At 59.0% G+C, this 20,078-nt stretch carries 16 protein-coding genes; 5 read left to right on the forward strand and 11 right to left on the reverse strand.

What is annotated here, in order from left to right; translation table 11 throughout:
- Positions 1–81: 81 nt before the first annotated feature.
- From J2R76_RS10065 to J2R76_RS10090, 6 genes are all read right to left on the reverse strand, one after another.
- Positions 82–1,503: a PLP-dependent aminotransferase family protein gene (locus J2R76_RS10065; RefSeq protein ID WP_141343227.1), complete on the reverse strand. Its 1,422-nt coding sequence runs from the start codon at positions 1,501–1,503 to the stop codon at positions 82–84.
- A 417-nt stretch (positions 1,504–1,920) separates the two neighbouring features.
- Entirely contained in the window at positions 1,921–2,247 is a 327-nt protein-coding gene (locus tag J2R76_RS10070) for a hypothetical protein (RefSeq protein ID WP_141343226.1), read from the reverse strand.
- A gap of 61 nt (positions 2,248–2,308) precedes the next feature.
- Positions 2,309–2,965 carry an FMN-dependent NADH-azoreductase gene (locus J2R76_RS10075; protein WP_200844562.1) on the reverse strand — a complete coding sequence of 219 codons (657 nt, stop codon included), beginning with the start codon at positions 2,963–2,965 and terminating at the stop codon, positions 2,309–2,311.
- Positions 2,966–3,941: 976 nt separating this feature from the next.
- Complete coding sequence (locus J2R76_RS10080; RefSeq protein WP_141342853.1) at positions 3,942–4,433, reverse strand: carboxymuconolactone decarboxylase family protein; 492 nt, start codon at positions 4,431–4,433, stop codon at positions 3,942–3,944.
- A 63-nt stretch (positions 4,434–4,496) separates the two neighbouring features.
- Positions 4,497–5,210, reverse strand: a complete 714-nt coding sequence (locus tag J2R76_RS10085; protein WP_141342854.1) for a sensor histidine kinase — start codon at positions 5,208–5,210, stop codon at positions 4,497–4,499.
- Positions 5,211–5,238: 28 nt separating this feature from the next.
- Positions 5,239–6,843 (reverse strand): GMC family oxidoreductase, encoded by a 1,605-nt coding sequence (locus J2R76_RS10090; protein WP_253623938.1) that lies wholly within the window; start codon positions 6,841–6,843, stop codon positions 5,239–5,241.
- Positions 6,844–7,209: 366 nt separating this feature from the next.
- Between J2R76_RS10090 and J2R76_RS10095 the strand changes: the two genes are divergently transcribed.
- Genes J2R76_RS10095 through J2R76_RS10105 form a run of 3 tightly spaced genes read left to right on the forward strand, consistent with a single transcriptional unit; the run spans position 7,210 to position 11,079 of the window.
- Entirely contained in the window at positions 7,210–10,008 is a 2,799-nt protein-coding gene (locus tag J2R76_RS10095; RefSeq protein ID WP_076832911.1) for a PAS domain S-box protein, read from the forward strand.
- Complete coding sequence (locus J2R76_RS10100; RefSeq protein WP_076832908.1) at positions 10,008–10,418, forward strand: response regulator; 411 nt, start codon at positions 10,008–10,010, stop codon at positions 10,416–10,418. Before J2R76_RS10095 ends, J2R76_RS10100 begins: the two co-directional genes overlap by 1 nt.
- A 31-nt stretch (positions 10,419–10,449) precedes the next feature.
- Positions 10,450–11,079 (forward strand): response regulator transcription factor, encoded by a 630-nt coding sequence (locus tag J2R76_RS10105; protein WP_076832914.1) that lies wholly within the window; start codon positions 10,450–10,452, stop codon positions 11,077–11,079.
- Between the two features lie 352 nt (positions 11,080–11,431).
- On the opposite strand, the gene J2R76_RS10110 is transcribed toward J2R76_RS10105, so the two are convergent.
- Together J2R76_RS10110 and J2R76_RS10115 are read right to left on the reverse strand one after the other, a co-directional pair.
- Positions 11,432–12,100, reverse strand: coding sequence for a cysteine hydrolase family protein (locus tag J2R76_RS10110; RefSeq protein WP_141342856.1), 669 nt, complete (start codon positions 12,098–12,100; stop codon positions 11,432–11,434).
- 97 nt (positions 12,101–12,197) lie between these two features.
- On the reverse strand, positions 12,198–13,184 hold the full coding sequence (locus J2R76_RS10115) for a nitrilase-related carbon-nitrogen hydrolase (RefSeq protein ID WP_141342857.1): 987 nt from the start codon (positions 13,182–13,184) through the stop codon (positions 12,198–12,200).
- 415 nt (positions 13,185–13,599) lie between these two features.
- On the opposite strand from J2R76_RS10115, the gene J2R76_RS10120 reads away from it, so the two are divergent.
- Both J2R76_RS10120 and J2R76_RS10125 read left to right on the forward strand, forming a co-directional pair.
- Positions 13,600–15,003, forward strand: a complete 1,404-nt coding sequence (locus tag J2R76_RS10120) for an aldehyde dehydrogenase family protein (protein WP_141342858.1) — start codon at positions 13,600–13,602, stop codon at positions 15,001–15,003.
- 208 nt (positions 15,004–15,211) lie between these two features.
- A complete protein-coding gene (locus J2R76_RS10125) occupies positions 15,212–15,988 on the forward strand; it encodes an NAD(P)-dependent oxidoreductase (protein WP_253623939.1) in 777 nt (258 codons plus the stop codon).
- 706 nt (positions 15,989–16,694) lie between these two features.
- Here J2R76_RS10125 and J2R76_RS10130 read toward each other — a convergent pair.
- From J2R76_RS10130 to J2R76_RS10140, 3 genes are read right to left on the reverse strand one after another with little or no spacing between them, the layout of a single operon-like run.
- Positions 16,695–17,186 (reverse strand): heme-binding protein, encoded by a 492-nt coding sequence (locus tag J2R76_RS10130; RefSeq protein ID WP_141342859.1) that lies wholly within the window; start codon positions 17,184–17,186, stop codon positions 16,695–16,697.
- Positions 17,183–18,382, reverse strand: a complete 1,200-nt coding sequence (locus tag J2R76_RS10135) for an amidase (protein ID WP_253623940.1) — start codon at positions 18,380–18,382, stop codon at positions 17,183–17,185. Before J2R76_RS10135 ends, J2R76_RS10130 begins: the two co-directional genes overlap by 4 nt.
- A gap of 55 nt (positions 18,383–18,437) precedes the next feature.
- Positions 18,438–20,051: an ABC transporter substrate-binding protein gene (locus tag J2R76_RS10140; protein ID WP_141342861.1), complete on the reverse strand. Its 1,614-nt coding sequence runs from the start codon at positions 20,049–20,051 to the stop codon at positions 18,438–18,440.
- Positions 20,052–20,078: the final 27 nt, after the last annotated feature.

A 20,078-nucleotide genomic window follows, 5' to 3' on the forward strand; every position in this document is an offset into this window, starting at 1 on the left:
CTCTTCGCCCCTTCAAAAAGGACCATGACGGAGGTCTATAGATGGGCCATGATTTTGCACCGGCCGGTTCTCAAGCTTGAGTTACATCGAATCCAAGATGCGCCGTCCGAGATTCTCGGCCGTGCGCTGCGAATCGATATTTGTGAAGTTCAAGAGAAGGCCGGATACCCCGTATCGGCCCTTGGTCCAGTCGGTGAGGGCTTCCGCGTACAAGCCCCCTGCCCGCATGCTTGCGACAAGCCGGCGGTCTGAACGGTCGCCTCGCAGACGCAAGATGAGGTGCATACCGCCCGGTTGTCGGTCTATTCGCACGTGCTTTCCCAGCACGCTTTCCAAACCTGCGGCAGTCGCCTCGCGGCGCACGGCGTAGAGCTTCCGCATACGCTGGATATGGCGCGCAAAATGGCCCCCTGAAAGGAATGCAGCAACGATGGTTTGAGTAAGTCCAGGACTGCCCGCGGAAAGACTTTCGATGACTTGCGTAAACCTCTCGACTTGCACCAACGGCACCACGAGATAGGCCAGCCTTATGCCCGGAAAGAGCACCTTGCTAAACGTGCCGGCATAAAGAACTCGCCCATCCCGATCGAGGCTCTTCAGCGCAGGAAGCGGGCGGCTGACATACCGATATTCACCATCGTAGTCGTCTTCAACGATCCATGCCTTGCTTCGCGCGGCCCAGTCCAACAATGCTAGGCGCCGAGGCAACGACAACGACATGCAAAGCGGGCTCTGGTGTGCAGGCGTGACGACCGCCGCGCGAGCGCGGGGCGCCAGTTTGGTTGCATCGGAAACAATTATGCCCTCCTCATCGACCGGAACCGACACGCCTTCGATATTCATGTACTTGAGTATTTCGCGCGTGGGCGGATATCCCGGATCTTCAAGCCAGACGCCATCACCCGCCTTCAGCAAGGCATAACCGATCAATTCCACGCTTTGGCGGTACCCTGAGGTAAGGAACACCTGAGAGGGAGAACAGCTAATCCCGCGTGCAATCTGCAGATACTTGACGATTTCCATGCGCAGCGAAGCCAAGCCGCACACAGGAGGATGGATCATGTCAGATGGCTGCATGGCCCGCACACTGCGCGCGCCGAGACGCGCCCAGATCTTTCGCGGAAAGGCATCTAGGGCAGGCAAACCCATTTGGAACGGCAGGATCGATTCTGGGCGAAAGCTGACGGCGTCCGCGCGGGGAGTCGGTAGCGCTGCTGATCTGGCAATGGGCCCTTGCGGGTCAAGGACCGGGCTGACAATAGTGCCTGCCTGTCTGCGCGCCTCGATATACCCCTCGGCGGCCAACAGAGAATAGGCCGCTTCGATCGTCCCCCTGGCCAGCCCCAACTCGTTAGCCAGCGCCCGTGCCGAGGGAATGCGGTCTCCTGGTTTCAGCACACCATTGGTTATAGCGTCCCGAATGCGATCGTAAATCTGTTGGTAAAGCGGCGCGGCGGCAGCTGGATCAAGAGGCTGAAATTTTTGCAACTTCGCCGCGGGCATCACCTGATCCGATCTGTGAGCGACCAAACGCCCTCGGTGTGTTCCTTTAAAGCTATGAGCCGCCAGTCCCAGCCCGCCGCGGGCGCGCGAAGAGTAATCAAATTGCGCAACTCGCGCGCACAAGTACCCGGCTTCGCTCCTGCTAATGGGGATGCATACGCTGCAGCCCGCGCTGATAGGTCGGCGCCAATAGGCGTGGCATACAGCCGGGATGCGCATTCTCGTATGGCAGCTGACACTTCGAAGAAGCCATCATCCATGGATCAGTGTATCCGGTGGACATATCTACGATTCCTATCAACGAACCGCGGTGCAAGCCTATCTCGACCCTCTGAAGCGCGACCGTCGCTAATGCTCGGCCACATTGGCGATCCGCATCTCATATTGCTTGACTAACCGCACCGGCTCGATTCGAAGTCAGTTCGCGGTCGCTTTCGCCTTGCGAACCACAACGCTGTCGCCTTTCCGAGTAATCTCGACCGCATCCGATTGTCGCGGTGTTGAGAGAACCACGCGCTGGCCAGGTGCGAGTACAGAAATGACACGGATCGGCGTTCCCGCCTCGCCCTGCGCAAGAGTGGCAACGACGCGAAACCCATCGCGTTCGACAGTGTAGTAAGCGATCCCAGATATGCCTCCAAGATCGATGCTCTTGCCTCCGAGTGGACGAAGGCCTTCTGCATTGGCCGCCGTCATCGACGCGATACCGAAAGCAACAGAGAATATGTCGTTGCGGATTGACATACCGACTTCTCCTTTCATGTCTGAGACGTTTGGCCGCTAGAGAGGACGGCCACGCTCCCGATCACGGAAAGACGTCGCCGCTGCAATGCGGCCGTACCGGCAAATGGCGAAAGTACTCTTCCAGCGCCTGATCTGTCTTGATCCTCGCCTCAACGACAGCGTCCCGGCCGAGGGCAGTACCTTCGATGGAGAAGACAGTCAGATCATTCAGTCCTATGACGCCCAGGATGGCTCTTAGATACGGAGTAAGAAAATCCGGCTGACGCGCGCGCTCACCGGAGTATCTCCCGCCCGAAGACACGGCGACAAAGACTGGGCGGTCGCGCAACCTGCCTACATAGCCCTCCGTGGTCGAATCGAACGTTCGGCGGACGCGAACGACGTGATCAATCCACGCCTTTAGTGCAGATGGCACCGTGAAGTTATGCATAGGGGTCCCGATGACAACGTAGTCGGAGCGCTCCAGCTCCTGAATGAGCTCTTCGGATCGGGACATGGAGCCCATTGGGAACGCTTCCGCGAATGACGATTCGGTTGCACCAAGCGCGGATGCATAGCTCGCATCTATATGCGCGATCGCTCCGCCACCGATGACTCGATTTGTGAGCACCGAAGATGGCTCCTTCGCGCGCAACAATTCGATAATCTTCCGAGATATCCTGCAACTCTCGGAGAACTGCCCGCGAGAACTACAGCAAACATGCAGGATTTTCATCATCCACCTATTCTCGCTTCCTTCTCATGCCGGCGCTCATTCCTGCCGCGCCGCGTTGATGGCGAAGGCTCTTGCCTGACGAGCCTAACGGAAGCGCGTCCCGTCCAACCATCGGAGTCGACAAGCAACGCTGAACCTCATTGACTGCGGGTCCTCGGCGCGGCTGCCGTGCTTGGTATGGACTCTTGCCTCTGAGCTGGAGACGAATCTATTGCACCATGGTGTCGTCGACACCTTGTGATCTATCGGTACGCCATCCTGCCCGCGACCGCCAAGACAGCGGTCAATCATGACCCGGTGCCGAGGCTTCATCGCTGAGCCTTCCGCTCACCACGAGGCACCTTTCTCTATACCGGCCTGCCGACAATCGATTTCGCCCACGATGTTCGGTCTCTTTCGTCACGAGCGAATGCTCGTCCCGGAAGTCTGATTGAGACCACGGCACATCTAAACCCACAGATGCAATCCCTGCGACACCTTGGTGCAATGGATTCACTTCCAGATCTGCGCAACCAGAAGTGTGCAGCTGAGACGCTCCATTCGACACACGACGTTTCGTCTCACATCGGAAAGCACAACCCCTCTCACCGGGAGCACTCGATGGTTCATGGTGAATTTGACTACGTTATAGTGGGTGCCGGTTCTGCCGGATGCGTATTGTGACCTGTTCCCCAATTCGCCCCGTTATAAGTAGACTCCGTTCTGGGTTTGGCCCGTTGGGGAGGGTTGCAAACTCGGTTGGTGTGAGCCCCTTGAGACACGCTCATCTGTCACCTCCATCTAAGGGCCGAGTGTCGATGCGATCTAAGAGTTCGGATGTCGGCTCGGCATTTGAGCTCCCGTCTGTTCATAACGCTTGGTCGCCATTGTCTGCCTGTCCGCGAGCATAGGACGATCATTGAAGAAGGAGCCGTCGGTTGTTCCGACGGCTCCAGTTTTCCCTGGCAGCGGGAGGAGGTGCCAGGACTTGGTCGATGCCCTACTCGTCGCGCCGGCCGACGGCCGATGCCGCATTCGCGACTTTGAGCGAGGCCGCGGGCGGCGTGCGGAATGCGATCGACAGGCGATTGAACACATTCATCAAGCTGACCGCATAGGTTAGGTCTGCGAGCTCCGTGCCGTTGAACTCGGCGACAGCAGATTCATAGTCAGCGGCAGGAACGTTGGTCTCGGCTACGCGAGTTACGGTCTCCGCCCAGGCGAGTGCAGCGCGTTCGCGGACGCTGAATAGCGCGCCCGCATCTCGCCAGACCGGTACAAGCACGAGCTTTTCGACCGCGACTCCGAACTTGAGCAGATCGCGTGAATGCATATCAATGCAATACGCGCAACCGTTTATCTGCGATGCCCGCAAATAGACGAGATAGATCAATTCTTGCGCGAGACTGCTCTCCTGAAGGAGCGCGTAAACCTCTGCGAACGCCTTGTAACCCGCCGGCGACGCCTTGATGTAGTCAATACGGCCGTTCATGGAAGATCCTTTCCTGTTGGTGAGGGCTCTTAGAGACAACGATCGGTATGCGCTGCGATTGCTTCATTTCTGACCTGGCTTGGCAGCAACGACGTCGACAAGTCGCGACTTGGCTTCGATCGGAAACGTCAGGGTCGATGTGGCGCCTTCCAATCCAAATTCATGGCTGATCGTGCCGCCCAGTTCCTTTGCTAGAGCAGCTACGATTTTCAGCCCTTGGCCGATCCCGTATGGGCTCTGGGCTGAGCCGTTGTCTTTAACGCAACATTCAACCAGCAAGCCCGAGGTACGCAGGGTGACCTCAAGGGTCCCGCCGCGATTTCCGAAGGCGTGACGTGCGCTGTTTGTGATCAGTTCCGAAAGGATGAGACCAAGCTTCCAACACCGCTCTGAACGCAACTTGAATGGTCGCAAGATGAGTATCAGCTCAATTCCTTGAGGATCAAGCCGAGCGCACGAGAGCGAATTACAGAGCGCGGCAGCGTATTCAGATGCGTCAATTTCGGTGCAATGTACCGGCATCTGTAACGCCCGATGCGCCACCGCATAGCAATGTAACGTATTGCTCACCTTGGCGAGGGCAGACTTAACTTCGTGAGATGTAGAGCGGCGCGCGATCGATACAGCGAGTCCAATCACTGACGTGAGCTCATTTTTTACACGATGGGAAAGCTCTTGGATGAGCAAATGGTCGACCGATGTTGGCTCGAGGCGCAAATCGACGACGTTCTGTGCGTTGCTGCTGGAGTGGTTCGTTTGCATGTGTTCGGCCTCCATCCCTTTAGTCCCTGTGTGAAACGAATGTTCAGACGTCCTCTCGGATTAAATCCGCAGCCTTTTCGGCAATCATGATTGTGGGAGCGTTGGTGTTGCCGCCGACGATGGTTGGCATCACGGACGCGTCAACCACGCGCAACGCGTCAACGCCGCGTACACGCAGCCGGGCGTCCACCACCGCCATCGGATCGTCATCCGGGCCCATCTTGCAGGTGCCAACCGGGTGATACTGCGTATCGGCTCGACTGCGAATATCGCTCTCAAGACCGGCAACATCGTCGGCTCGCGTCGGGTACAGCATTTCCCCGCGGAGTTGATGGAATGGGCGGGATTCGATAATTCCTTGCTGGATCTGGGCTCCCTTGACCAGCAGCCTTAGATCGCGCTCGTCGGAAAGGAAGTTGGGATCGATCCGGGGCGGATCGCGCGGGTCGTTGCTGGTAAGTCCTACGACACCTCGACTATGGGGTCGCAAGACATCAACGTGGCAGGATATGCCATGGCCAAGGTGGAGCTTGCGTGCGTGATCGTCGACGATTGCAATGACAAAGATCAATTGCAAATCGGGGGCCGGGACTTCTGGCGATGATCGAATGAACGCGCCCGCCGTGCCATAGGTCGTTGTCACTAAGCCGGTACGGCTGCAATTCCACTCAAGGATTGCACGCAGCATTCTCCCTGCGCCTCTGAACGAAATGCCAACCGTCCCGACGTTGTCCAGCACGCGCCACGACTGGATGTAATCGATATGATCTTGTAAATTCGCACCAACCCCGCTTAGGTCGTTCAGGATCGGAATGCCAAGCTGCGTCAGCGCCTCGCCAGGTCCTATTCCGGAGAGTAGCAGAAGTTGCGGCGAACCAAAGGCGCCGCCGGAAAGTATCACTTCTCGCCGGGCGTGCGCCTCCTTCACCTCCCCGCCCTGGTAATATGACACGCCGTACGCTCGACGATCCCTCATCAGTATCTTGGCAGAGATGGCGTGTGTCAAAACTGCGAGGTTCTTGCGCGACAGGTTCGGAGTGAGGTAGGCCTTCGCCGTGCTGCACCGCTCGCCATCCTTATGGGTGACCTGATACGCGAAGGCACCTTCTTGCTCCGCTCCATTGTAATCGGGATTTGACCGGATTTGCCGCAGCGCCGCGGCCTCAAGGAACAGCTTGGTGAGCGGGCTCTCGTATCGCTGATAGGTAACGTTCAGAGGTCCGCCCTGACCGTGGTAATCATCCTTGAACTCTTCATTGTGTTCAGCCCGCTTGAACAGCGGCAACACGTCGTCATAGGACCAGCCAGGATTGCCGAGCGCGGCCCGGTGGTCGTAATCCCATTTGTTTCCGCGCACATAGAACATCGCATTGATCGAACTTGAGCCTCCAAGCACCTTGCCACGCGGTTGATATCCACGGCGGCCGTTCAGGCCAGGCTGCGGTACAGTCTGGAACGCGTAGTTGTTGAGCTTTGTCGGTACCATTGCGACGAAGGCAGCGGGGGCCTGTATCAGAACGCTCGTGTCTCGGCCGCCAGCTTCGAGCAGACAGACCGAGACGCTCGGATCCTCCGTGAGGCGCGAGGCGAGCACGCATCCCGCAGAACCTGCCCCGACGATGACGTAGTCGAATTCACGTTTGTCCATGACGCACTCCGGCAGAGAGCTTTACTTCGGCGCCGATTGCGAAAAACAAGGAAGCGACGTTTCATCGGCTGACGTTCGATCTAACGGGTATCGGCAATGAATCCATTGCACGAAGGTGTCGCCAGCCGTCTGACGTTTAAGTGACAAGTCGCGCGATCGTCAGTCGTCGGCCCATGCACGAGCCTTCGCCGATGCCAGTAAATGCCGAAGATCGCGGACAAAATCGATTGTCGATCGAGCAGGCCAGGGAGTAGGCTTCTGGTCAAAGCCGGAGCGGCGATCCTTGAACCGACACCAAGGTATCATCGACCCCGCGTGGCCCCCCGGCGCATTATTCTTTCACGGTGACCGTCAGGAACGAGCCCCATGGAGAACGACCTCAGTCCTGTACTCGATACGCTTCCAGGATTGGTTTGGACGGCGTTACCTGACGGAACTGTAGATCACGTCAGCCGTCGCTGGTGTGAGTACACCGGTCTTGATGCTGGCCAGCTAGTGGGGGCCGGTTGGCGGCGTGCCGTCCATCCGGAAGATCTACCCGGTCTGCTAGAGCGCTGGCGGTCGATTCTGATAGCCGGCGCGGAAAGCGCGATGGAAGCGCGCCTGCGTCGCCGCGATGGAGAATACCACTGGTTCACTATCCGAGTTCGACCATTAGTCGACGGGCCCCAAAAAATCGTCAAATGGATTGGACTGAATATTGATATCGAGGACCGAGGGAGGCTTGGTCGGGCGAGCGAGAGCCTTTATCGCTCCATTTCCGACACCATTCCTGCGATGGTATTCTTCATGACGCCGACGGGGGAACTCGAGAGCGTCAATCAGCATGTCCTCGACTATCTCGGGACGACGCTCGAGGATCTAAAGGGCTGGAGGACAGGAAGTCTGGTTCACCCCGACGATCTCCCTTCGGTAAGAGTGGCTTGGGACCGATCGATAGCCACGGGGGAGCCGTACGATGTCGAGCAGCGTATGCGACGCGCTGACGGCGTTTATCGATGGTTTCACGTGCGTGGGATGCCCCGCAGGGACGCGCGCGGACAAATCGTACGATGGTACATGATCGAGAGCGATATCGATGACCGGAGACGTGCTGAGTCGCTACTCTTGTGCGAAAAGCAACTGCTGGAAATGGCGGCCGCCGGCAGTTCAATGTCGGACATTCTCGTGGCACTGTGCCGCCTCGTTGAGACTACGAGCGAGGGCTGCTATTGCAGCGTGGTGCTGGTCGACCCAACCGGCACGCGGCTTGAACACGGCGCCGCGCCTAGCCTTCCGGCCACCTTCATCAACTCAATCATTGGCCGCCCGGTGAATGTCGATTCAGGCCCCTGCGCGATGGCCGCGCATCTGAACGAGCAGGTGATCGCCGCCGATCTCATGCTGGAAACACGATGGGCGGCCCATGCCTGGTGCCCAATGGCGATGGCGCATGGGCTCCAAGCGTGCTGGTCAACACCGATCACGTCGACGATGGGCAAGGTCGTCGGCGCTTTCGCGATCTACTACGACAAGCCTCGCACGCCCACCCGAGAACAACAGGATCTCATCGCTCAATTTTCGCACGTCGCCAGCATAGCCATCGAACGCGCCCTGAGCGACACCGCGTTGAAGCAAAGTGAAGCGCGCAAGGCCGCGATCTTGGACGCGGCGCTGGATTGTATCATCACGATGGATCACGAAGGGGGCGTAATCGAGTTCAACCCGGCTGCGGAACGCACCTTCGGATATCCCCGTGGCGAGATTGTCGGTAGGGAGTTGGCGGACGCCATCATCCCCCCGGCTCTGCGGAAGAAGCATCGGCAAGGCATGGCTCGATATCTGCGAACGGGTGAAACACGATTGATCGGCAAACGGGTTGAGATGACGGCCGTACGTGCGGACGGCAGCGAATTCCCCGTCGAGCTCGCGATCTCTCGTATTCCTCTGGAGGGACCACCATCGTTTACTTGCTACCTGCGCGACATAACGGAACGCAGGCGGTCGGAGGAGGCATTGCAACGAAGTGGAGCGTTTCTCACCGAAGCCCAGCACCTAAGCAAGACCGGCAGCTTCTCATGGTGCGTCGCGACCGGAGAGATCATTTGGTCAGAGCAGGTTTATCGCATTTTCGAGTTTGACCAAGCGATCCCGGTGACGCTTGAGCTCATCGGATCGCGAGTTCACCCCGACGACATCTCGCTGATGAAGGACATGATCGCCCGGGTGAGCGCGGAGGCAGAGGATTTCGAGTACGAGCACCGGCTGCTTATGCCCGATCAATCGGTCAAATATCTTCATCTGGTCGCGCATGCGACCCGGAACCGTAGAGGTCAGCTCGAATACATCGGCGCCGTACAGGACGTCACCAAGCGCCGGGTCTCGGAAGAGGCACTTGAGGATGTCAGATCAGAGCTTGCCCGGGTATCGAGAATCGCGAGCCTTGGAGCGTTGACGGCCTCGATCGCCCATGAAGTCAACCAGCCCTTGTCGGGCATTCTCACCAATGCCAGCACCTGTATGCGGATGCTGGCCGCGGATCCACCCAACGTTGACGGAGCACGCGAGACCGCGCGGCGCACCATACGGGACGGGAACCGTGCTTCCGACGTGATCGTTCGACTACGGGCGCTCTTCGGCAAACGCCGGTTTTCGATGGAGCGAGTTCACCTCAATGAAGCGACGCAAGAGGTCATCGCGCTGCTGCTGAACGAGCTCAAGAGGGATCGGATCAATATCGAGATGGATTTTGACGATGACCTTCCGACCGTCATGGGCGATCGCGTCCAGCTTCAGCAGGTTATCCTGAACCTGGTTCGCAATGCGTCGGATGCGATGGGCGGTATCGACAATCGCCCCAAGCGGCTCATCGTCAAAACCGAACGCGATACGGATGAGAGCGTGCGCCTTACCGTGAAAGACGAAGGAGTTGGCTTCGCCCCGCATGACCTGCACAGGATCTTTGATGCCTTCTTCACGACAAAGGAAGCCGGCATGGGGATCGGCTTGTGGGTCAGCCGGTCCATTATCGAAAATCATCATGGTCGGCTGTGGGCGCAACCAAATGATACCCATGGCGCTTCTGTTTCCTTTTCCATCCCACTTGGGCTTGCGAGTGCAGAGAACCACGATCTAAGCGTTAATTGGGGCCCTGCCACGCGGGACCAAGTGATGAGGAGCCTTTAATGACGAGCCGTTTGCTCGTTTCGATTGTCGATGACGACGAATCGGTACGTGAATCGCTACCAGACCTGCTGAGGGAATTCGGTTTCGCTGCTGAAGCGTTTTCGTCAGCCGAGGAGTTTCTTGCTTCCGACCATATCGATCTCACGAGCTGCTTGATTTTGGACATGGCCATGCCGGGAATGTCAGGACCGGACCTACAGCGAGAACTCCGGTTACGCCGGCAAGACGTTCCGATCGTCTTCATTACTGGTCACGGTGACGAGACGGTCCGGCCACGCGCAATGGCAGAAGGCGCGGTGGAATGTCTGCTCAAGCCGTTCAGTGACGCCTCGCTGCGCGATGCCATCGATCTTGCGCTTCGTGTGGGCAGAATGCCGCGTAGTACCATCGAATGCGGGAAGGTACGGTAAATTAACAGAGCGCTTGTCCTGGATGTCATTCATGTCGCACACCCTGCCGATCGTGTTTGTTGTCGACGACGATATTTCAGTGCGCGAGTCATTGGAATTGATGATCAGTTCGGCCGGTTGGCGACCGGAGACCTTCTCATCAGCTCAGGGGTTTCTTTCGCATCCACGAGTGCAGGCTCCCAGCTGTCTTATCCTTGATGTGAATTTGCCCGATCTGAATGGTCTCGAACTTCAAGTTCGCCTGGCAGGTGATCGCACGGACATGCCAATCATTTTTATTACCGGATACGGGGACGTGCCGACGTCCGTGCGGGCAATGAAAGCGGGTGCGGTCGAATTCTTGACCAAGCCATTCTCCGACGATGCTCTGCTCGAGGCCATTCGCAACGCCATTGAGCATAGCCGCACCTTACTTGATCGGGAAGTTGAAATTCAGGTCATCGCCGACCGATACCGGATGCTCAGTCGGCGCGAACGAGAGGTCATGTCGTTGGTGACGACTGGCCGGCTGAATAAGCAGGTTGCCTTCGATCTTGGTATCAGCGAAATCACGGTGAAGGCGCATCGAGGTCGGGTCATGAGGAAGATGCAGGCTTGCTCCCTTGTTGATCTAGCAACGATGGCCGCCAAGCTCCGTCTTGGTCAGGACAGGTCTACTTAGTACGGATCTGTGCTTTTCAACGGCGACGAGGCCCTTCTTCAAAGTTCTTCGGTTGCCTCTGGGTCTGTGGCCGCTTCCCAAAAGGCGAGAGCCGACGGCCGTTTGTGATCCGACCCCCCGTGGCCGGCGGTACGTGAACTTGCCTAGTCAGCGGCTACGAGCGCACTTTTCTCCATCGTGCGCTCGGCTTCACCCACAAGAATAGCCTGAGGCGTATCTGCTCGCAGGTGGACCAGTCCCGTTCCGATGGACACGTTGCGTCGCCGTCCTCAATGGGACAGGCGTGGGAAGCGCGGGACGGACGTCAGCGCCACGGGCCTGCGAAATTCCTTACCCAGCGTAGTATGATCGGCTAGAGCGGCTTTGAACTCGCCTGTCCTGCAGACACTTCGCTAGCGGACGCGGAAGCCCGGATAGCGGAAACCAACTCGGCGGTCGTCAGGATCTCGTGAGCAAAGGTCGGACCGTCGATGTCCAGCATAGCATGCAGGGCTTCATGTGAGCGCGCTGCGGTCCCATCACGTACCAACGTAACGTGGAAGCCGAGTTCCATTCCAATGCGGGCCGTCGCTTCGACGCAGGTGTTCGCCAACAAGCCCGTGCAGATGATCTTCTCCTTGCCGTATCGCTTGAGCTGGTGTTCTAGATCCGTGTTGGGAAAGCCGCTCGACGCCCAGTGCTCGGTTGCAACTATATCGCCCACCTCGACCTGGAAGTCTTTGTGAAACGTCCCGCCCCAACTATTCTTCGCAAAGGCTTGCCGTTCCGCCGCGCCGAGCTGATAGGGCGAGGGATACTTCCAATCCACGTAGTCTCCGGGTTCCCAGCGATGATGTGGAACGTGATAGATCGCGATACCTGCCTCACGGGCGGCTCGAACGATCGTGCGAAGGTTTTCCAGCAGGTTGGCCTCCTCGGCGCCTTCCTTAACCCACGGCCAGAGCTTTCCGCCGACGCTCAGGAAGTCGTTGTAGAAGTCGATGCACAGCAGCGCGGTGATCGCGGGTTCGTAAGTAGCCATCGATTTGCTTCCTTGTCTGCACTCAGCGCCAGTATTCGGCCCAGGCTTGCTACCGCCTTCGGATATGCAATCGATTCACGCCGGGCACGACGATCCGTCACTTCGGGGCGGAAGGCCAATCATCGGCGGTCTCAAGAGCAACTGACGACATCTGCGCCTGAACCTCGTGGACGTGCGCAGCCGGTGCGCGATTGATCAGAAGGCTGAGCAATTCCGGGCGACTATAGTGACCACGCGAATCCATCAGGCGCTTGCGTTTGTCGATCAATGAAAAGTCGAGGTCGGCAATCACCGCCCCCTCATCGCAGCGCAACGGCTGTCCCAGGAATTGTCCCTGTGGCGTGACGATTGCCGTGAAGCAACCGCCGGAAATCGGAGCGATCGGACAACCGGTGTCTTGCATGATCCGGGCTTGCTGATCTGCGTCGAGCCAGGCGCACGCATTGACGACGAAGCAAGCAGACTCAAGTGCGTGCTGCCTGATGTTGATTTCGGTCTGTTCGGCGAAAAGGTCGCCGCCGAATGAGCCTGGATACATCGCTGCATGAATCTGCTCGCCGTCCGCCATCAGCGCATATCGAGCCAATGGATTGTAGTGCTCCCAGCATGCCAGCTGCCCCACTCGTCCCACCGCGCTGTCGACGGCCCTGAGTCCCGAAGCGTCGCCCTGCCCCCAGATCATACGTTCGTGATGGGTCGGCGATATCTTGCGACGACGCTGGATAAGGGTGCCATCCGCATCAAAAAGCAGCTGAGTGTTGTATAGCGTTCCACCATCGCGTTCGTTGATGCCGATGGACACCACGATATTGGCTTGCCGGCAAGCCTCACCGATCGCTACGGTCGTGGGTGACGGCACCGTCACAGACTGCTCGAACAGAACGAGGTTCTGACCGATTGCTTCAAATGGACGCTGTACGAACGAGAAATAGGGATAGTAGGGCAGAATGGTTTCAGGAAAGGTCGCGAACTGCACGCCCTCTCGACCGAGCTTGACGATCTTCTGGACAATCTTCGCCGTCGTGTCTTCACGACTGTAGAGAACCGGGCTGATCTGTACAGCTGCTGCTTTGATGATGGTCATGGCTATATCCTCTAAGTGACCGACGTTTATGTGTAGCTAGGAGGACCCGCCGCCTGGCTCAATTGCACCATGGTGTCGTCGGCCATTCTGCGCGGGCACCTCGCGCATGAGCGCCGAGGCAACGAGGCGGCGGCGCGCCCCATCGAAGAGGGCCCAGTGAAACCAAGAAAGCGCCAACAATCGCGATGACTCGATCCCAAGGTATCGGCGACACCTTGGTCTGATTGAGGCGGAGCATGTGTGCGACCAATTGTGGCTGATGAGTTGTGGCCGCTCGATAAGCACCCCGCGGGATCGGAACGACTAACGCGTCGTCCGGATGGTCGCGCGCAGGTGCGATGCGTTGAAGCGCGCAATTCTCCACATACCGCGGTTCAGACCGCGGTCGATCTTGCGATTGGACCGGGAGAGAACGATGAATGAATTCAAACTGCTGATCGACGGCAAGTTGGTGGCTGGTGCAGCAACGCTCGACATCATCAACCCGGCCAACGAGGAACTGCTTGCGGTTGCTCCACGGGCTGATATCGCACAGCTCGAAGCAGCGATTGCTGCTGCGAAAGCGGCGTTCCCCGCATGGTCAGCCAAGCCGGTTCGAGAGCGCGGCGCTCTTCTTGGGAGAGTGGCCGACGCGCTCGAAGCGCGAAAAGACGAGTTCACACGATTGCTGACCCTGGAGCAGGGCAAGCCACTTTCCGAAGCGGCATGGGAGATCACGTTCTCCACAGACATCATTCGCTATCACGCGGAGCTCGATCTGCCGTATGAAGTGCTGAAGGACAATGCGACGCAGAAGGTCGTGCGTCAGCGCATGCCGCTTGGTGTGGTCGCAGCGATCGTGCCATGGAACTTCCCGGTTATTCTGCTGGTCCTCAAGCTGGCGCCGGCGCTGCTCGCCGGCAACACGGTGGTCGCGAAGCCGGCTCCGACCACGCCACTCACGACGCTTCTATTCGGCGAAATCTGCAAACAGATTCTGCCGGCGGGTACCCTCAACATCATCGTGGATAACAATGATCTAGGTGGGGCATTATCGAGCCACCCCGATGTGGCGAAAGTTGCCTTCACTGGCTCGACCTCGACCGGGAAGAAGGTAATGAGCGCCGCAACAAGCACCCTGAAGCGGTTGACCCTGGAGCTGGGTGGCAACGACGCCGCGATCGTGCTTGATGACGTCGACCCGGTCGAAGTAGCTCCCAAATTGTTTGTCGCCGCCATGATGAACGCCGGGCAGCTCTGCCTCGGAGCTAAGCGCATCTACGTTCATGATTCACAGTATGATCGGATCTACGAGGAACTCGCTCGCCTCGCGCGCGAATGGGTAGTCGATGACGGATTGAAGCAGGGGACGCAGATGGGCCCGCTGCAGAACAAGGCGCAGTTTGAGAAGGTGAAGGGCTTCCTGGAAGATGCCGAACGGAACGGCAAGATCGTTGCGGGCGGCGAAGTACTCGGACGCAAGGGCTATTTCATTCAACCGACCATCGTCCGGGACATCGCGGACGATGCGCGACTGGTCACCGAAGAGCAGTTCGGCCCGGTCGTCCCGGTGCTGCGCTACTCTGCAGTTGATGACGCGATCGCTCGTGCCAACAACTCAGAGTATGGGCTCGCCGGAACGGTTTGGGGCAAGGATCTCGATCGGGCGTTCTACGTAGCAGCTAAAATCGAAACCGGGACTGTCTGGATTAACAAGTTTCTCGACGTGTCGCCCGATATTCCCTTTGGTGGCGCCAAGCAATCAGGCGTCGGCGAAGAATTGGGACGAGAAGGCCTCGAGGCGTACACTCAAGCCAAGATCATCAATATGGCGAAGTAGCGTTCGGGAATCCGCCGACGTGCGAAGAGTTGTGCGCGTCTCAAAAGAGGAATGTCCGGCATCGCGGGAACGACTGTTCTGACCTATGGCGGAAATTCACCCCGGATCATAGGAATGGAGCGATTGCGTTCTCATCGCCGAATGCATCGGAGAGAAAGCGCACAGCGGGGTAGTCGCTGTTAAGGCGCATTCTGGTTCAGGAGTAAGAATGATGGGTTATAGGATATTCCTCGCGGGTGCATCAGGGGCCATCGGTAGGCGCCTGACGCCGCTCCTGCGCGGCGCTGGCCACTATGTCTATGGTAGCACCAGGTCAAAAGCGAATGTCGATACGCTGCGGTCGCTCGGGGCGGATCCGATCGTGGTCGACGTCTTCGACGCGTCAGCGCTATCACACGTTGTCGCATTGGCGCGCGCGGATATCGTGATCCATCAGCTCACCGACCTTCCGAAGGATCTTAACCCGCTTGAAATGGGAGCAGCAATCGTTCGTACCGCCCGCATCCGTAGCGAAGGAACGCGCAACATCGTTACGGCAGCAATCGCGGCTGGTGCCCGCCGGTTGGTGGCACAAAGCATCGCGTGGGCCTACGCGCCGGGGATCGAGCCGCACGCGGAGACGGATGCGCTCGATGCTGGGGCCGAGGGAGAGAGCGGTATCAACCTGCAAGGGGTGATTGCGCTGGAGGATCTCACTTTGAAATCGCCGCCGCTCGAGGGCGTCGTCCTTCGCTATGGCCAGCTTTATGGTCCCGGAACCGTTTCGGACCGCCCGTCGAATTCTGCGCCGGTTCATGTGGATGCGGCGGCCTATGCCGCTCTGCTCGCCATCGACCACGGCGATCCGGGTATCTATAACATCGCGCAATCCAACAGGTACGTGGCAACCGAAAAGGCACGCGCGCAACTGAGTTGGACTCCCGACTTTGTCTTCTGGCTTGACGATTTTCGAGCGCGGTTCAGCTTACCAATCGGTGTTGTTTAAGTGCTCCTCGCGCCGCCGTCTGACCAGGAGCACCCTGCCCTTTCGCCGCTGTCCGACATCAACGAGTCCTTCAAGTCCCAGAAGATGTTCACGTCCAAGGAATGCGAGAGACGCACCCAAGACTACGCTGGACTACCCCACAGTGACCTGCACCACTACCCCCACTCTATCATCTCGGAAAACGTATCGCCGTTGATTTGCAAGCACAATTCTTCAAGTCTGACGGACAAATGCCGACGGTATATCCGCCGCAATTTTGTGGTCTTGAATTCACAGAAAAGTTTGGGACGTTCGCGCTGTCGGCGATTTCGCCATCTATCGTAGTCAATCGAGTGATCCGCGGCACAGACGTGGTCAAGACGGCCGTTACGACATGGAGTTGAGCTTAGTTCAAATACCGTCAAGGAGCGCGCCGGTGCGGTCGTTCGATGGTCCGTACCTGCCGTGCCTGCCATAGCGCGACTGGGATGCGACCAGTTTAATGCGTGCTACCTTCAGGTTTCGGCTGAGGACCGCGAACCGCGATTTGCAACGGTCCCCTCCGCACCATCTGAATCGTAGCTTTCAACCGCAATGCTATGCGACACACCACGAGCGATCGCGTAACACCCCGGCGCGTTACACATGGTGCTAGCCGTCTACTTTAACCGCTATTGTGTTTGTGGGCCCTTAGCTGTCTCCAGCCGCTGTAAACTACCTGAAGGATTCAAATCGTCGGCTGAGGCGTCGTACCTCTGATGATCCCGGCATCTTCCGCGCCCATCGGCTTGAAATCGAGGTACATGTCTGCGCGCGGGATCGCAACTGCACCGGCTCGGGCCACGGCGAGATCCTGCATGCCCGACCCGGAGCCTGCCGCCACTGCGTCAAGAATGAATCCGTCGACGCGGATGGGCAAACCACCGATCAGATTGGTCCAACGACTTTCGTGCGCCAAGGTGACCTGAATCTCCACATCTGCGTGAGCGCCGCCGGTCGGCACGCCGGACAGCGCCGACGTCCGCGCCTTGTTGATGGATGACGTAACGCTCAGGCCTTTCGAGCCGTCCATGCGTCCGAACGCCAAGAGATTGCCGCCAGTATCGACCACCGCGATACACATCGGTTGCCCGATGCGGGTGGCTTCCGTGATGGCTGCGTTGAGCACCTTGAGCGCACCGTCGAGCGTGAGCGTCTTCGTGTCCCTGACGTCGGTCATTGCCGCTCCTCGAACAGTCCTACCGAGAATTCGCGAGCCAGGGTCCGTGCCGCGGCAACAAGGGGCGCATCACCGCCGCGCCAGCCGATGAGAGACAGCCCCACTGGAATAGAGCCGGATGTCGCGACGGGAAGATTCACCTGAGGAAGCCCGGTCAGGCCTGCGATGCCGGTCAGGTCGACGATCTCGTGCACCGCAGCGCGGATCTCCGACAGGCGCGCGTCCCGGCTGATCGGCAGAATGGGCGACGTAGGCAGGCACAGCACGCGCCGCCCGTCGAGCAGATCGTCGAGCCGCTTCGACGCGCTCGTGCGAAAAGCCTTGGCCGCAGCGAGGTCGGCCGGTGGCGTGCGGCCGTCGTCGGCAAACGCGCCAGCGACTTCCGAGGAGAACCGCGGGTTCACCCGGTCGACCCAATCGCGAAAGGTCGCCTGGAATTCGCATCTCTGCAGGATGCGCTGATGCCGCGCCCAGTCGCGAAGCTCGCCTTCGGCCAGGGGTGATACGATGGTCGCAGCGGCCTGATGTAGCCGATCAACGACCGGCTGGAGAGCGCCCTGCACTGGCGCGTCGGCGATGGCAAAGCAGTCGGACGCAATGATGATATCAGTCGGCAGGGCGTCGGGCACCTGCTCGCCGAGCAGCACGGCACCGACCCGCGCGAACGTCGTCGCATCGCGGGCGAAATAGCCGACGGTATCGAACGACGGTGCCTGGGTCATCATGCCGGCGACGGAGATCCGACCGTGCGTCGGCCGCAGTCCGTAGAGCCCGCAGAAGCAGGACGGCACGCGCACCGAACCGCCGGAATCCGTCCCCAAGGCAATATCGACCAGGCCGCCGGCGACGGCCGAGGCGGAGCCGCTCGACGAGCCACCCGGAACACGGTCCGGCGCGCGCGGATTGAGCGGCGTGCCGTAAAATTTGTTGATGCCGAGCAGTCCGAGCGAGATTTCATCGGTGATGGTCTTGCCAGTCAACGCGGCGCCCGCCCCCAGCAGATGGTCGACCGCCCAGGCGTCGGCCTCTGCTACCTCATGCGTGGCGGCCCAGTCCGGATTGCCGCAGCCGGTCACGGTGCCTGCGACATCAAACAAGTCCTTGACCGCAAAGGTCAGGCCTGAGAGCGGCCCTGACCGGTTTGGACCGCGCTGGATGATGGGACCTGGAACGAAGGCGCCGAGCGTGTCTTGCACTGTGTTTTCCCGATTGAAAGGCAAGCGCGCCCGATCGAGCGCGCTTGCCGTCGCCTCATTCCTTGTAGAGCTTGCGGAAGTCGGGATGGGTGTGGAACCAGTACTCAAAGCCCTTGACGTTCTTCTGGACCGCGTAGTCCGCAAAGCGGGTGTAGAGCGGAATGCGCGGCAGATCGGTCATAACGATGTCGACCATCTTGTTCAGACTGGTCTTGTAGATCTCGGGGTCGCGCGTGAAGCGCGCCTCGTCGATCACCTTGTCGAGGCTGGGGTTGACGTAATTGGCGGTATTGAAGACCGAGTTGTTGCCGCCATGGAACGTCCAGAAGAAGAAGTAGTCGGGGTAGTCGAGCCAGCCGTAGAATTCGGCGATGACCATCGGCATCGTCTTGCTGGCCATCTGGGCGAACCAGTTCGAGCCCGGCACCTTCTCGATCGTGAGCTCGACACCAATCGTCTTCAGCGCTTCCTGGATCAGGATGGCGGTCGGCTCACGCACGGTCGATTCCGACAGATCGATCGACAGCGTGGTCTTGAAGCCGTTGGGGAAGCCGGCCTCGGTCAGCAATTGCTTAGCCTTCGCGAGATCCTGGCCATGCTTGATCGGAACCGGCCACGTCGCATCCGGATAGGGTTTATCCGGGTCGCCGCCAAACATCGGCTTGGCGCGGTTATAGAGCGCGGAGCTGACGATTTCCTTGTAAGGGATGGCGTAGGAGATCGCTTCGCGCACTTTGGGATTGTCGAACGGGGCGATCTTGACGTTCATGTCGACGAACACGAGGTCGTTTTGCACGGGCACACCGATGATCGCGACCTTCCCCTGCTCTGCCAGTTCGGCATAGTCCTTCGGGGGCAGGCCGACCGACATATCGACGTCGCCCTTTTCCAGCAGCGCACGGCGCGTGCCGGCCGAGGCGATCTGCCGATAGATCACGCGCTTGAGCTGGGGTAGCGGGCCGGACTTCCAGGCGTCGAACCGAGTAAACACGGTCTGCTGACCGGGTGACCAGGACTCGACTTTGTAAGCACCACCGCCGCAATCATTGCGTGATACCCACTCGAACGCCCAGGGGTCCTGTGGCGTTGCATGCTTCTTGGCGAGCTCTGAATTGACGATGACGGGCACGGGAACGACGAGGTCGGGCATCGTCAGCTTGTTGAACTGGTCGAAGGTCGCTTTGAATGTGTGATCGTCGACCACTGTGAACTGTTCGGGCTTGACCAGCGATCCCGCCGCCATTTGCACCGCCGGAAAGCCGCCGGCGGCGATAGCGCGGTCGAACGACCATTTGACGTCCTTGGCCGTGACCGGGCTGCCGTCGTGGAACGTGGCATCCTTGCGCAGGTGGAAGATGTAGGTCTTGCCGTCCTCGGCGGCTTCCCAGCTTTCGGCCAGCTCCGGGGTCATGACCTTGGCATCGTACGACACCGTGCCATCCGCCAGCTTCTTCTCGCCATGGCTGACGAGCCGGTCGTAGGCCTGCCACACCACCATGCGGCTGTGATCGTTGGCGGTCGGCACCATCGTGTCGAGGCCGTTGGGGCCCATCTCGGACACGATGACCATCGTGTCCTTGGCGATTTCGGCCGCAAGTGCGGGTGCGCCGGGCAAGGCAGCGGACGCTGTGAGCAGCGCCGCTGTGAGAAGTCTACGATCGAGCCTCATGTCGTGCATTCTCCTTGATATGTGAGT

Origin of the sequence: Bradyrhizobium sp. USDA 4532 (assembly GCF_024171315.1) — a bacterium.
In the GTDB taxonomy this organism is placed as follows: Bacteria; Pseudomonadota; Alphaproteobacteria; order Rhizobiales; family Xanthobacteraceae; genus Bradyrhizobium; species Bradyrhizobium australafricanum.

What these genes read in the sequence shown, in the direction of transcription:
- J2R76_RS10065 (WP_141343227.1), bottom strand. Translation starts at nt 1,503, where the DNA reads ATGCCCGCGGCGAAGTTGCAAAAATTTCAGCCTCTTGATCCAGCTGCC.
- J2R76_RS10070 (WP_141343226.1), bottom strand. Translation starts at nt 2,247, where the DNA reads ATGTCAATCCGCAACGACATATTCTCTGTTGCTTTCGGTATCGCGTCG.
- J2R76_RS10075 (WP_200844562.1), bottom strand. Translation starts at nt 2,965, where the DNA reads ATGATGAAAATCCTGCATGTTTGCTGTAGTTCTCGCGGGCAGTTCTCC.
- J2R76_RS10080 (WP_141342853.1), bottom strand. Translation starts at nt 4,433, where the DNA reads ATGAACGGCCGTATTGACTACATCAAGGCGTCGCCGGCGGGTTACAAG.
- J2R76_RS10085 (WP_141342854.1), bottom strand. Translation starts at nt 5,210, where the DNA reads ATGGAGGCCGAACACATGCAAACGAACCACTCCAGCAGCAACGCACAG.
- J2R76_RS10090 (WP_253623938.1), bottom strand. Translation starts at nt 6,843, where the DNA reads ATGGACAAACGTGAATTCGACTACGTCATCGTCGGGGCAGGTTCTGCG.
- J2R76_RS10095 (WP_076832911.1), top strand. Translation starts at nt 7,210, where the DNA reads ATGGAGAACGACCTCAGTCCTGTACTCGATACGCTTCCAGGATTGGTT.
- J2R76_RS10100 (WP_076832908.1), top strand. Translation starts at nt 10,008, where the DNA reads ATGACGAGCCGTTTGCTCGTTTCGATTGTCGATGACGACGAATCGGTA.
- J2R76_RS10105 (WP_076832914.1), top strand. Translation starts at nt 10,450, where the DNA reads ATGTCGCACACCCTGCCGATCGTGTTTGTTGTCGACGACGATATTTCA.
- J2R76_RS10110 (WP_141342856.1), bottom strand. Translation starts at nt 12,100, where the DNA reads ATGGCTACTTACGAACCCGCGATCACCGCGCTGCTGTGCATCGACTTC.
- J2R76_RS10115 (WP_141342857.1), bottom strand. Translation starts at nt 13,184, where the DNA reads ATGACCATCATCAAAGCAGCAGCTGTACAGATCAGCCCGGTTCTCTAC.
- J2R76_RS10120 (WP_141342858.1), top strand. Translation starts at nt 13,600, where the DNA reads ATGAATGAATTCAAACTGCTGATCGACGGCAAGTTGGTGGCTGGTGCA.
- J2R76_RS10125 (WP_253623939.1), top strand. Translation starts at nt 15,212, where the DNA reads ATGATGGGTTATAGGATATTCCTCGCGGGTGCATCAGGGGCCATCGGT.
- J2R76_RS10130 (WP_141342859.1), bottom strand. Translation starts at nt 17,186, where the DNA reads ATGACCGACGTCAGGGACACGAAGACGCTCACGCTCGACGGTGCGCTC.
- J2R76_RS10140 (WP_141342861.1), bottom strand. Translation starts at nt 20,051, where the DNA reads ATGAGGCTCGATCGTAGACTTCTCACAGCGGCGCTGCTCACAGCGTCC.